Source organism: Fusicatenibacter sp. (assembly GCF_050872605.1).
Lineage (GTDB): Bacteria > Bacillota > Clostridia > Lachnospirales > Lachnospiraceae > Fusicatenibacter.
Map to the genome: position 1 here is coordinate 1 of NZ_JBNMHD010000014.1, position 14391 is coordinate 14391.

The 14391-nt window shown below is 48.0% G+C and carries 10 protein-coding genes; all 10 read left to right on the forward strand.

Annotated elements, in window-relative coordinates; genetic code table 11:
* Positions 1–342 precede the first annotated feature (342 nt).
* Positions 343–1977 carry an HAD hydrolase-like protein gene (locus ACY2VT_RS06085; RefSeq protein WP_461879261.1) on the forward strand — a complete coding sequence of 545 codons (1635 nt, stop codon included), beginning with the start codon at positions 343–345 and terminating at the stop codon, positions 1975–1977.
* Between the two features lie 340 nt (positions 1978–2317).
* A complete protein-coding gene (rpsB, locus tag ACY2VT_RS06090; protein ID WP_022461152.1) occupies positions 2318–3049 on the forward strand; it encodes a 30S ribosomal protein S2 in 732 nt (243 codons plus the stop codon).
* 120 nt (positions 3050–3169) lie between these two features.
* Positions 3170–4108: a translation elongation factor Ts gene (tsf, locus tag ACY2VT_RS06095; RefSeq protein WP_055227593.1), complete on the forward strand. Its 939-nt coding sequence runs from the start codon at positions 3170–3172 to the stop codon at positions 4106–4108.
* A gap of 171 nt (positions 4109–4279) precedes the next feature.
* Positions 4280–4543, forward strand: coding sequence for a hypothetical protein (locus ACY2VT_RS06100; RefSeq protein WP_461879262.1), 264 nt, complete (start codon positions 4280–4282; stop codon positions 4541–4543).
* A gap of 108 nt (positions 4544–4651) precedes the next feature.
* Positions 4652–4882 carry a hypothetical protein gene (locus ACY2VT_RS06105; RefSeq protein ID WP_461879263.1) on the forward strand — a complete coding sequence of 77 codons (231 nt, stop codon included), beginning with the start codon at positions 4652–4654 and terminating at the stop codon, positions 4880–4882.
* 179 nt (positions 4883–5061) lie between these two features.
* Positions 5062–6801, forward strand: coding sequence for an FMN-binding protein (locus ACY2VT_RS06110; protein WP_461879264.1), 1740 nt, complete (start codon positions 5062–5064; stop codon positions 6799–6801).
* 289 nt (positions 6802–7090) lie between these two features.
* Positions 7091–7747, forward strand: coding sequence for an HD domain-containing protein (locus ACY2VT_RS06115; protein ID WP_461873232.1), 657 nt, complete (start codon positions 7091–7093; stop codon positions 7745–7747).
* Between the two features lie 53 nt (positions 7748–7800).
* Positions 7801–9906: a polyphosphate kinase 1 gene (gene ppk1, locus ACY2VT_RS06120; RefSeq protein WP_461879265.1), complete on the forward strand. Its 2106-nt coding sequence runs from the start codon at positions 7801–7803 to the stop codon at positions 9904–9906.
* A gap of 270 nt (positions 9907–10176) precedes the next feature.
* Positions 10177–11478, forward strand: coding sequence for an MFS transporter (locus tag ACY2VT_RS06125; RefSeq protein WP_461879266.1), 1302 nt, complete (start codon positions 10177–10179; stop codon positions 11476–11478).
* Between the two features lie 174 nt (positions 11479–11652).
* Complete coding sequence (locus tag ACY2VT_RS06130; protein ID WP_461879267.1) at positions 11653–14391, forward strand: NYN domain-containing protein; 2739 nt, start codon at positions 11653–11655, stop codon at positions 14389–14391.

Below are 14391 nucleotides of genomic sequence, written 5' to 3' on the forward strand. Positions count from 1 at the left end.
AAGCGGAATCAGCCGAAAGAGTGTAAGCCGAAAGTTCTGTGATGAACTGCTGATAGAAAAAGTAAAGGATATTTTGTATGAAAAAGGTGGATAGAATATGCTGTATAAAAGGAAAAAGAAATAGGTAAAACGGTTCCAAACTGAAAAGGGGAAATTTTGTGCATAATGGTTCTGTCTGTGAGAAAAAAGGAAAAGTGAATACAGAAAAGGGGCTACTTATAAATATGCGTTACTAAAAGCGAAATCCCTGGCCTGATCCGGTTTTGTTTGTATTTCTAATTTCGATATGCTAAAATAAAAGACATGTCATACGATAAAAAAAGTAAAAGAGGAAATAAGAGTATGTCAGATATGATATTATTTGATCTGGACGGAACCCTGACCGATTCCGGTCCTGGAATTACAAGATGCGTACAGTATGCGCTGGCATCCTTTGGCATCGAAGAGCCGGATCTGGAAAAACTGAACTGTTACGTGGGGCCGCCGCTTCTGGAATCTTTCATGAATTTTGCAGGCCTTGGCTGCGAAGAAGCACAGCAGGCCATCACAAAATACCGGGAGCGGTACGAGGCAGAGGGCATTTTTGAAAATGAAGTATACGAGGGAATCCCGGAGGTTCTGGCGTATCTGAAAGAGCAGGGAAAAATTCTGGCGGTAGCATCGTCCAAACCGGAAAAATACGTGGAGCAGATCCTGGAGCATTTCGAAATCAGAAAGTATTTTACCGTAGTAACCGGTTCAGAAATGAACGAAACCAGAACCGACAAAGGAGAAGTCATCGCAGAGACGCTGCGCCGACTCGGAGCAGAAGACAGCCGTTCCGACGTGGTGATGGTTGGTGACAGAAGCTACGATGTAATCGGGGCAAGAGAAAACGGACTGCTCTGTGTCGGCGTATCGTACGGGTACGGCGGAAGAGAAGAACTCGAGGCAGCAGGTGCCGCAAAGGTGTGTGATACACCGGAAGAACTGAAACTGCTGGCGGAGGATCCGAAAGAAGAGAAGAAAAGACGCGACCGCATCAAAAAAATGAAGCCGGAGCGTATCCCGTGGCTGACAAGAGGAGAAAGTGGAACAGGAATCTTTGCGCCGAAAGAGAAAAAAGCAGAGAATATAAAAGAAAAAAGGACAGCGAAAACAGAGCCAAAAACGGAGGAAATCGTAATTCCTATCCAGCGGAAGCTATGGCGTCTTTTAAAACCGCTTCTGACGTACGAACTGTTTCTGATCGGAGCAACCGTACTTCTGGCGCTGATCCTGATGACGTTTACGACCGGTGGTTATCTGGAAGAGCGTATGCACGCGACATCCGTTCTTGCATCAGCAATCGGCAGTCTGGCGGCGGTCCCGGTTCTCTGGAAACAGTACAAAAAAGATGAAGGTATGTTCCCGAAACCGGAAAAACGGTGGAGTGCGGCAGAGGCAGCCGCCTGTATTCTGCTGGTTATGACCTTCGGCCATCTCCTGAACACTGTCATGAACGTGACCGGCTTTACCAGAATCTTTTCCGGCTATCAGGACATGGCATCAAAGATTTATGAAGGACAGAACCCGCTGCTTCTGATCCTGTCCGTCGGTGTGCTGAGCGCGGCCGCCGAGGAAATTGTTTTCCGCGGCATGATTTACCGCAGGGCAAAAGATTTCTGGGGAACCGGCTGGGGCATCGCAGCATCATGTCTGCTGTTCGGTGCATATCACGGCAATGTGACACAATTTGTCTACGCAGCCATAGTGAGTGTACTTCTGATTCTCATTTATGAGCGTTGCGGGACACTCCTTGCTCCGATTCTGGCACACATGGCAGAAAACATCTGGGGACTTTACCGGAGCCAGTTTATATCCTGGATGACAGAAAAAGCGCCGGCAGGAGCATGGATGTTCATCTTTTTCGAAGCCGTAATCTGCGCCGGAACGTTCTGGTATCTGTTTTTAACACCAGTAGACAAGAAGTCCCCCGCTTCTAAAGTGGTGGGATGAATTGTTAAAAGAAACATAACGGCAGTGGCGGGCGGAGAGAAATCGGTATCCTCCACTGACATGAGGCAGGTCACAGTCGAACTATTTTCGACATGTCAGACTCCGTGAAAATACCGACTGTGAGTTGAAACAAAGGATAAACAGGGAAAAACGCGAAAATAACAGAAAAAAACCACAGAATCCGCGAAAAAAATGCTTGTCATGAAAAAAACTCTGTGATACAATCTTACTGTTGCACAATAAGCACCCATGCGGTACCAAGGATGGTGCCTGTTTTTTGAAAAACAGGTTCCAAGGTGAAAAAACATGGGGAAGAATAAAACCATAAGGAGATAAAACAATGAGCGTAATTTCAATGAAACAGTTACTGGAAGCCGGTGTTCATTTCGGACATCAGACAAGAAGATGGAATCCTAAAATGGCTCCGTACATCTACACAGAGCGTAATGGTATCTACATCATCGACCTGCAGAAATCTGTAGGAATGGTAGATGACGCATACAAAGCTGTTGCAGACATCGCAGCAGACGGCGGCACAATCCTTTTCGTAGGAACCAAAAAACAGGCTCAGGACGCTATCGCTGTTGAGGCAGAGCGCTGCGGAATGTACTATGTAAACGAGAGATGGCTCGGCGGTATGCTGACCAACTTCAAAACCATCCAGAGCCGTATTGCAAGACTGAAAGCAATCGAGACCATGGAGCAGGATGGCACCTTCGAAGTTCTTCCGAAAAAAGAAGTCATTGAGTTAAAGAAAGAGCTTGCAAAACTGCAGAAAAACCTTGGCGGTATCAAAGAAATGAAGAGACTGCCGGACGCTATCTTCGTAGTAGATCCGAAAAAAGAGAGAATCTGCGTACAGGAAGCTCATACACTGGGAATTCCGCTGATCGGTATCTGCGATACCAACTGCGATCCGGAAGAGCTTGACTATGTAATTCCGGGTAATGACGACGCTATCCGTGCCGTAAAACTGATTGTTTCCAAAATGGCAGACGCAGTTATCGAGGCAAAACAGGGCGAGGCTGAGGAAGCTGCATACGAAGAAGCAGCAGAGACAGACGCTGAATAATTTACGCGAAGTAATGAACTGGGGGGAACTTGAAATTCAGGTTCCCTTCGGTGAATCTCACAATAGCAGACCGGCATGAAGATGCAGTCTGCTGAATCACGTATACGGAGGAATAAAACAATGGCTATTACAGCAGCAATGGTAAAAGAGTTAAGAGAAGTAAGCGGCGCTGGTATGATGGACTGCAAGAAAGCTCTTACAGCTACCGAAGGTGATATGGACAAAGCAATGGAGTTCCTGAGAGAAAAAGGACTTGCTACTGCTCAGAAAAAAGCTGGCAGAATCGCAGCTGAAGGTATCGTTATGCTGAACGTATCCGAGGATGGAAAGAAAGCTGTCGCTGTAGAAGTAAACGCTGAGACAGACTTCGTTGCAAAGAACGAGAAATTCCGTGGCTATGTAGCACAGGTTGCAGAGCAGGCTATGGATACAACTGCAGCAGACGTAGAAGGATTCCTGGCTGAGCCTTGGAAATTCGACACCAACGAGACCGTTGGCGAAGAGCTGGCTCATCAGATCGCTACCATCGGCGAGAACATGAACATCCGTCGTTTCCAGCAGGTAAAAGAGGAGAACGGTTTCGTTGCTTCTTATACTCATATGGGCGGTAAAATCGGTGTTCTGGTTGACGTTGAGACAGATGTTGTAAACGACGACCTCAAAGAGATGGCTAAAAACGTTGCAATGCAGATTGCAGCTCTTCGTCCGCAGTACACAAGCCGCGACGAAGTAAGCGCGGACTACATCGCACATGAGAAAGAAATCCTCATGGCTCAGATCCAGAACGACCCGAAAGAGTCCCAGAAACCGGAAAAAGTTATCCAGGGAATGATCCAGGGCCGTATCAACAAAGAGCTCAAAGAGATCTGCCTGCTTGACCAGGTATACGTAAAAGCAGAAGACGGAAAACAGTCCGTAGCTCAGTACGTAGCACAGGTTGCAAAAGCAAACAACGCAACTGTAGCAGTAAAAGGCTTCGTTCGTTTCGAGACCGGTGAAGGAATCGAGAAGAAAGAAGAGAACTTCGCTGAGGAAGTTGCTAAACAGATGAATGCATAATTCAACTGTAAGTTTACAAAAATAATATAAGAATATAGAGCCCTCATAAATAGTGCAGATAATACACGATTTATGAGGGTTTTTAGATTGTCTGAAATTATAATACTGCAATTTTTGCAATACACACAACAATCCTGCCAATTAGGTTTTGAAGGAAGTTACCTTATAATCATGACGAAAGAAACAGCTATATCGTTTGAAACCAGAGGATTCTGGAAAATTTTATGGAATGAGGTAATGGACATGGAATGCAGAAAATATGATCTGCTTACGCTGGGTGAGGTGCTTTTGCGGCTTTCGCCTCTGGCAAATGAAAGAATGATATTGGGCGTCTGGCAAGAAATGAAATTCACGGACAGTTTCCGGAAGAAATGTTTACTTCTGCCAGATGCTTTCACACCTGCGGAATTACATTGGCACTGGATGAAAAAGTGAGAGAAACAGCAGTTACTCTCATGAGAAAATTTAAAGAGCATGGAACGCTGATTTCTTTTGACGTAAAATTCAGAGGAAATTTATGGTCGGTATGAAAACATTGAAGTGGTGGACAGGATTGAAAGCGGAGATGCCTATATTGCAGATGCTTTGTATGGAATTTTGAAATATCCAGAATATCTGTCACAGGCAGTATCTATCGGAAACGCAGTAAGCGCCCTGAAGAATACCGTCCCCGGAGATTTTCCGGCAATGGATCTCTCCGAGATTCGTGAACTGATTCAGGAACATAAAGCGAATGGTCCGGTAATGGAGATGAAACGTCAAAAATTTAGATAAATAAGAATTGTAAAAGGATAACAGCCATTGCAGAGAATAGAGATATTGTCTGCAATGGCTGTTTTTATAGAAACCGAATGAAAAATAAGTTGATTTGGAAAGTGGATTTTTATATAATGAGGAAATGGTGTCGGACCAATATTTTATGGAACGTTAAAAATAAGAAAAGAGGAACAAATTTGAAAAAACAAGACAAAAGAAACTGGCCGAAAGCAGCGATTCAGATTCTTTTTTTCCTGCTGCTCCCGGGCCTGTTTGAGGCGCAGTTTTCTGCGGTTGGGACAATTGTTTCCGCAGTTTATCAGGGAACAGTTTCGTGGGAACGGATCAGGTATTCGGTATGGATGCTGCAGGCGACGGTTCCGGTGGTGATTATTGTGGGAAGGTTTTTTTGCGGATATTTCTGCAGCTTCGGGGCTGTGCAGGATTTTCTGTGGTTTGCAGGGAATAAGCTGAAATCGCAGTTTCGAAAAGCAGGTGCGAAAAACCTGCATTCAAATTCAAAGAAGAGTGGAAGAAATGTTCCAACAGGCTGGATCAAATATGGTGTACTACTGTTCTGGGCAGTCTTTGTATGGAGCGGTATATTAAAATGGAACATCGCAGGGCCGTGGCAGGTGTTTGGGCAGTACAGTTCCATCGGACACTGGCCGGGCGTGAAGCCTCTGTTTTCAATTGGCGGGGCGCTGCTTCTGGTGATTTTCGTTGGATCTGTTTTGATCCAGCGCTTTTTCTGCCGGTATCTCTGTCCCATGGGAGCCATCTACAGCCTGATTTCCAGATGTGCTCTGTTAAAAATTGTAAAACCGTGGAGCAAATGCGGAAACTGCCGTCTCTGTACTGCAAAATGTACCATGGGAATTGATCTGGCAGAGAAAGAGCAGACGGCAGGCGGCGCGTGTATTGGATGCGGAGTATGTGTAAACGGATGTCCGAAGAATAATGCACACTGGAAGTACCGATACAGCGTGTGGATCGGTGCCGGGGTGACCTGCCTTACGATTGCAGCATCGCAGTTTCTGATCCGGAGCGAGAGCAGTTCCATTGGTAAGACAGCAGGTGATGCGGCTGTTGATACGGCAGAACAGAACCCGAGCAGCAGATTCCAGGACGGCACCTATTCCGGAAGCGGAGAAGGCTATCGCGGAACTGTGACCGTTTCCGTGAAAGTAGAACAGGGAGCCATAACCGGACTGACGATAGAAAACGCCGAGGATGATCAGACATATCTGGACAGAGCCAAGTCAGGAATCTTTTCAGAAATTCTGGAAAAACAGAGTGCAGAGGAGATCGATACCGTTTCCGGCGCCACCTACAGCAGCAAAGGGTTGATTGAGGCCGCTCAAAATGCGTTAAAAGAAGCCGACCAGGAAAAAACGGATGAACCAGACGAAAATACGGCGTCCATATCAGCTGCGGGAGACGAGAATTCCAAGAATGAAACACAGGAAAATACAGCATCTGAATCGACGGATACAACGGAAGAAAAACAGGCATTCCTGGACGCCGGCCGTTTCCATGACCTGAAAGACGGCATCTACACGGGTACCGCCGATGCCTTCCGCGGGGATGTCGAAGTGCAGGTAACGGTAGAAAACCAGAAAGTGACCGACATCTCCATCCTTTCCTACTGCGACACCGAGGAATACTTTTTCCGTGCAGCGCCTTATGTGATTGAACAGATGAAAGAAGAACAAAGTCTCAACATCGACGCCTTGAGCGGCGCCACCTACAGCAGCAACGGCATCATCCACGCCACTGCCAATGCCCTCGAAATTCCGGAGGACGAATATGCACCGCGCCCCGGCCGTGATCTGAAAAATAAACAGAAAGACCATGGTCACATTGTACAGCATACCATCGAGAACCGGGAGCAGTATGAAGAAAAAGTAAAAGAATACGAAGACGTACAGAATTAAAAAAATCTCAGAATAAGCACTGTAAATACATCCATCTGTATTTACAGTGCTTTTCTGCTGTAACAGAACCCCGTCTGACTGCATCAAAAATATAAAAAATTTTACAATTATTTGATATAGACCTTATCAGAACAGGATAGCAGTTAAAATACAAATGTGCTACAATCGTGATTGTAGTAAAAAATATTCTGAAAGAAATGGCAGGAACAGCAAAAATACAGCGGTTAGGCTGGAGTCTGGAATGGATGCAGTCAAAAGACTGTAGTCTGAAAAAGAGGAGAACAAACGATTGACATACAAGGAAATTATAAAAAACAAAGAAATTAACGCATATCTGAAAAAAGGAAACGAAAACCTGGGACAGCTGGGATATACGGATCATTCGCAGAAACACTGTATGCAGGTTGCCCATCAGGCAGGAAAAATTCTGAAAAAGCTGGGCTATTCGGAACATGAGATTGAACTCGCTCAAATTGCAGGTTATATGCATGATATTGGAAATGTGATTAACAGATCACATCATGCAGAGTACGGTGCACTTCTTGCAAATGAACTTTTAAAAGAAACGGATATGACGTTGGAAGACAGAGTAACCATCGTTTCTGCAATTGGAAACCACGATGAATCAACGGGAAGTCCGGAGGATGTGATCTCAGCTGCCTTGATCGTCGCAGATAAAACAGATGTCAGAAGAAGCCGTGTAAGACAAAAGGAACAATCTGCTTTCGATATTCATGACAGAGTAAATTATGCGGTTACAGATTCCAAGCTGAAAGTGGATGAGAAAAAATCAGAGATCGCATTGAATCTCCAGATTGATGAAAAAATCTGTTCGATGTATGACTATTTTGAGATCTTTCTCGGAAGAATGATGCTGTGCAGAAAATCGGCAGAAATACTGGGAACTACGTTTAAACTGACGGTCAATGGACGAAAAGTTTTGTGAAAAGAAAAGCGGAATCTTTGAAAGAACGCGCAGAAGAAGGAGAATTAAAATACATGAAAAAGCAGCAGTTAAAACCAGAACCCTATATGATGAATCGTGAATTATCCTGGCTGAAATTCAATGAAAGAGTCTTAAACGAAGCCGGAAACCCGGCCGTCCCGCTTGCCGAGCGTCTGACGTTTGCTTCGATCTACCAGTCAAACCTGGATGAGTTCTACCGTGTCCGGGTCGGCACATTGATGGATCAGATGGAATCCAAAGAAGTGGTCCGGGAAAATAAAACGAATATGACGAGTGAACAGCAGGTAAAAGCGATTCTGCAGGAGACAAGAGACCTGGATCAGAAAAAAGCGGCGATCTATGAGCAGCTGATGGGAGAATTGGAGCCGAAGGGAATCCGCCTCATCAACTTCAATAAGCTGTCCGCTGAAGAGGGAAAACTGCTGGAAACGTATTTTGATAATGAGATCGCGCCGTATCTGTCTGCCAACATTGTGAGCAAACAGCAGCCGTTCCCGTTCCTGAAAAACAAAGATATCTATGCGGTCGCACTCCTTGAGACGAAGGGCGGAAAGACCCGTACTGCGATCATCCCATGCAGCAACAACGTATTCCGCCGTCTGATCGATATCCCGACCAGAAAGGGAACCTTTATGCTCTCCGAGGAGCTGATTCTGCACTTCCTTCCGAAGATGTTCAAAAATTATATTGTAAAAGAAAAATCCCTGATCCGTGTAACGCGGAATGCCGATATCGATACCGAGACGATTTACGATGAGGATCTGGATTATCGTGATGCAATGGAAAACCTGATCAAACAGAGAAAACGTATGAGCCCGGTCCGCATGGAGATGTCCCGTGAGCTGAACAAGAAGCTGACTTCATCGCTCTGTAAGGAAATCAAGGTGGACAAAGACCATGTATTCCTGTCCAGAGTGCCGCTGGATCTGTCATTTGTCTTTGCACTGCAGGGATATCTGCGCAGTCTGGAGCAGAACGGAACGGCCGACACTAAGCAACTGTTCTATCAGCGCCGCGCCCCGCGTATGACACCGCAGCTGGATTCGAAAGCGCCGCTGATTCCGCAGGTTATGAAAAAAGATGTTCTGCTTTCCTATCCATTTGAGAGCATCAAACCGTTTATCAGCCTGCTCGACGAGGCGGCAAAAGATGAGAGCGTTGTTTCGATTAAGATGACACTGTACCGTCTGGCTGACAAGAGCCAGATTGTTGATGCACTGGTCGAAGCAGCAGAAAATGGAAAAGAGGTTGTTGTCCTTGTTGAGCTGCGCGCCCGCTTCGATGAGGAGAGCAATATCGAGTATTCCCGTATCCTGGAGGAGGCCGGCTGCCGCGTGATTTACGGCCTGAACGGCTTTAAAGTCCACTCCAAGCTGTGCCTGATTTCCAGAAAAACAGAGGACGGCGTATCGTATGTGACCCAGATCGGAACCGGAAACTATAACGAAAAAACATCCGCACTCTACACCGACCTGTCTCTGATCACCGGAAACCAGGCGATCGGAAAAGAGGCGGCAGAGGTGTTTGCAGCGCTCTTAAAGGGCGAGACCGTGGAAAAGACTGACCTTCTTCTGGTTGCACCGAAATGTCTGCAGAACCGGGTGATTGAGATGATAGACGAAGAAATTGCACATGCAAAACAGGGCGAAGAGAGCTATATCGGCATCAAGATCAACTCCCTGACAGATAAGGCAATCATCACCAAGCTGGTGGAGGCTTCCCAGGCGGGCGTGAAGATCGAAATGATTGTCCGTGGTATCTGCTGTCTGATTCCGGGAATCGAGGGATACACGGAAAACATCAAGGTTGTCAGCATTGTCGGCCGCTTCCTTGAGCATTCCAGAATTTACCGGTTTGGAACGAAAGAGCGCGAGAAGGTCTATCTTGCATCCGCCGATTTCATGACAAGAAATACCATCCGCCGCGTCGAGGTTGCCGCTCCGGTTCTGGATGAGACCTTAAAAGAGCGTCTGGACTGGATGTTTGAGACGATGATGAAGGACAACGAAAAGGGAAAATGTCTGAATGCCAGCGGAAAATATGTGGACTGGGAATCGAACGGTACGAAACTCAATTCGCAGGAGCTGTTTTACGCGATGGCGTACAGCAATGCGGAGAAAGCGCAGACAAAGGCATAAAAACAGACAGGGATTTTATTCTGTGAAACGGCAAAACCGGAGAACAGCCAGGCAGAAAAGCGGGCGCTCTCCGGTTTTTCATCGGCGCTTGGATGGGAAAAAATCCCGCAATTGTAAAAAATACTTTGAATATCAAGAAATCTATGCTACACTGATACTATACGGCACTGGATGGAATTTTGCTTCTTTTTTACAAAAAGAGGTTATCAGATTTGATCTGTGTCTGCTAGAATTGCCGTATTGTCAAAAAAGAGAAAGCGGGGATATAGTATGGTTGGATTGTTTCGTGTACTCAACAGGACGAAAGTATTCCGGAATCTGACGGAACAGGAGTTTGCATGGGTATTGTATGATGTAGGAAATTCGGCGTTTATTATGATCGCCTGTTCCCTGATTCCGATCTGGTTCAAGAGCCTGGCGATCGGTATGGGGCCGGGGAAGATCAGTTCGGATCAGGCGACGGCGTATTATTCGATTGCGATCGCGATCGTGACAGTGGTTGTAGCGCTGATCGGTCCGGTCTGCGGTGTGCTGGCGGATCATAAGGACAAGAAAAAGATCTTCTTCACCACGACGGCCGGCCTTGGCATCGCGGGCTGTGTGCTGAATGGCTTTGCGACGAGCTGGGTGCTGTTTCTGGTGATTTATATTCTGACGAGAGTCTGCTACAACGCATCGCTGACCATTTATGATTCGATGCTGAACGATGTAACGACCGAGGAGCGCATGGACGAGGTTTCCTCCTATGGTTATGCGTGGGGTTACTTAGGATCCTGCATTCCGTTCCTGATTGCGCTGATTGCCTACGTGCTGGGACCGGACATGGTCGGTTTGCTGCCGGATTCTGTTTCAAAAATTATCGGTTTTGGCGTGACGGCACTCTGGTGGCTGATTGTAACGCTGCCGCTGCTGAAAGGATACAGGCAGAAAAATTACGTGGAGACGAAAGCAGTAACCGTCGGCCAGACGTTTGGGAAAATTTTCGGAACGCTGAAGAAAATTGCCGTTTCCGACCGGAAAGTCTTTTTCTTCCTGATCGGATTCTTCCTCTACATTGACGGCGTCGGAACGATCATCGACAACTGCATCAACATCGGAACCGACCTTAACCTGAATACGGTCGGACAGGTCATCTTCCTTCTGGCGACACAGGTTGTCGCCTTTGGCGGATCGCTGTTTTTCGCGAAGCTGTCGCGGAAGAAAGATACCGTATCACTGATCCTGATCTGTATCGCCGGTTATTTCTGCATCTGCCTCTATGCGCTGACACTGCGGACGCTCGTGCACTTTGCAATTCTGGCGTTCGGCGTTGGATGCTTCCAGGGATCGATTCAGTCGCTGTCGCGGTCGTATTATTCAAAGATTATTCCGGCGGAGAACTCCGGGGAATACTTCGGTATCTACGATATTTTCGCCAAAGGCGCATCGTTCCTCGGTTCTGCAGTTATTGCAGCTGTAAAACTGGCAGGCGGAACAATCAACGTGGCGGTTGCATGCCTGGCGATTTTCTTTGCACTGGGATTTGTTTTCCTGAAAATTGCAGACCGGCAGCCGATGGCTGGGGAGAGATAAAACAGAACATAGCATAAAAAATCTCAAGGCAGGAGAGAAATCCGCTTTGAGATTTTTTGCGTTTCACTCCGGGGTTCCGCAATGAGAGGTTTTGTGGTACAATAAGCAGTGAGCCGGGCCGCAGGGGATGAGGGGGCCTGAAAAATATGAATCATATAGACAGGATGAAACAAAATGGAAAAAACCAAAAAACTGGCGGTCGGCATTCTCGCGCATGTCGATGCGGGAAAAACGACGCTGGCAGAGGGAATTTTATATAAAACAGGCCAGATCCGGAAAGCCGGAAGGGTCGATCACAAGGACGCCTTTCTGGACACGGAGGAGCTGGAAAAAGCAAGGGGCATCACCATCTTTTCCAAACAGGCCGTGCTGAAGCTGAATGAGACGGAGGTCACACTCCTTGACACACCGGGCCATGTGGATTTCTCAGCGGAGATGGAGCGCACCTTACAGGTCATGGACTACGCGGTTCTTCTGATCAGCGGTGCGGACGGCGTGCAGGGTCATGTGGAGACCCTGTGGCGGCTGCTCGCGCGGTATGAGATCCCGGTCTTTCTCTTTATCAACAAGATGGATCAGCCGGGCACGGATGCGGAAAAACTGCTGGAAGAACTGCAGAGCCGCCTCTCGGAGCACTGCCTGAATTTTTCGCAGGATCTCCAGAACGCAGAATTGCTGGAAGAACTCGCCATGTGTGATGAGGACGTGCTGGAGCAGTATCTGGAAACGGGAAGCGTGGAAGAAGACCAGATCCGCACGATGATCGCAGAGCGGAAGGTCTTTCCGTGCTGCTTTGGCTCTGCACTCAAGATGGAGGGTGTGACGGAATTTCTGAAAATTCTGGACCGGTTTACAAAAACGCCGGAGTACGGCGGGGATTTTGGCGCGCGCGTCTTTAAGATTTCAAGGGATACGGCAGGAAACCGTCTGACGCATCTGAAAATCACGGGCGGCGTGCTGAAGGTGAAGCAGATGCTCGGCGAAGAAAAGGCAGACCAGATCCGCATTTATTCCGGTGCGGGCTATACGATGGTACAGGAAGCACCGGCGGGGACGATCTGTGCCGTAACGGGACTGAACAGCACCTTCTCCGGTCAGGGCATCGGCAATGAAACCGAGGCGGAAAAACCGGTGCTGGAGCCGGTGCTGACGTACCGCATCGAGCTTCCGCCGGACTGCGATGTCCATCAGATGCTTGGAAAACTGCGCCAGTTAGAAGAAGAAATCCCGGAGCTCCACATTGTCTGGAATGAGCGCCTCGCGGAAATCCATGCGCAGGTCATGGGTGAGGTGCAGATCGAGATCTTAAAGAGTCTGATCCACGAGCGTTTCGGCGAATGGGTGGAATTCGGAGCCGGAAATATTGTATACAAAGAGACGATCCGCAGTACCGTGGAGGGTGTCGGCCATTTCGAGCCGCTGCGCCACTATGCAGAAGTCCATTTGCTGCTGGAACCGGCAGAACCGGGCAGCGGACTGCAGATTGGAACCGTCTGCAGCGAGGACACCCTGGACCGCAACTGGCAGCGTCTGATCCTCACACATCTGCTGGAGCGGAAGCATCCCGGCGTGCTGACCGGGTCGGAAATTACAGATATGAAAATCACATTGGTCAAGGGTCGTGCGCATATCAAGCACACCGAGGGCGGCGACTTCCGCCAGGCGACGTACCGTGCGGTGCGGCAGGGACTGAAAAAAGCAGAATCCGTTCTGCTGGAGCCGGTCTATGCGTTCCGGCTGGAAATTCCGTCGGAATCGACAGGACGGGCGCTGAACGATATTCAGCGGATGTACGGCAGCTTTGAACCGCCGGAAATGGAAGGCGATATGACGGTGATCACCGGAACCGCACCGGTTGTGACGATGCGGGATTATCAGAAAGAAGTGACTGCTTACAGCCGGGGACGCGGAAGAGTGTTCTGCACCTTAAAAGGATATGAGCCGTGCCACAACGCGGAGGAAGTGATCGCCTCCATCGGCTACGATTCCGAGGCGGATGTGGAAAATCCGACGGGTTCCGTGTTCTGTGCCCACGGGGCAGGCTTTGTCGTTCCATGGAATGAAGTGGAAGACTATATGCATCTGGAATATACACTGGAAAATCCGGAAGCAGAAAGTGATCCGGCGGAAGCAGCGGCAGACCGGAGCGGCGGAACATCCTCTGTGCAGAAAGCAAAAAAAGCATCCGACCGCGTGCCGATGGCAGCTTCCATGCAGGAGGCAAAGGAGCTGGAAGAAATCTTTATGAGGACATACGGCAAAGTGGAGCGGAAACGCGCCGGTTTCGAGCGGCGGACACGTCCGGTCACCTCGTCGTCCGGCATCGGGGATCCCAAATATGCAAAACCAAACCGTCCGAAGGAGCCGCAGGAGGAATATCTGCTGGTGGACGGCTACAACATTATTTTTGCCTGGGATGATTTAAATGAGCTGGCGAAGTACAACATTGAGAGTGCCAGAGGAAAACTGATGGACATTCTGTCGAATTATCAGGGATATAAAAAAATGACGCTGATTCTCGTCTTTGATGCCTACAAAGTAAAAGGCAACCAGGGTGAGGTCGGCATGTACCATAATATTCATGTCGTTTATACGAAAGAGGCGGAGACGGCTGACCAGTACATCGAGAAAACGGTCCACAGAATCGGCCACAACGGTAAAGTAACGGTGGCTTCCTCGGACGGTCTCGAGCAGATCATCATTATGGGAGCGGGCGCGCATCGTCTCTCTGCACGGGATCTGCGCACTGAGATTGAACATACAAACGGCCAGATCCGGGAAAACTATCTGGAAAAAGAACAGAAAACGAAGTCGTACCTGCTGGAGAACGCCTCCGGAGAACTGGGAGACTTTTTGAAAGAGCTGGAAGAAGAGCGAAAAAAAGAGAGTAAAAAGAGCAAAGGAAAGGCTTAA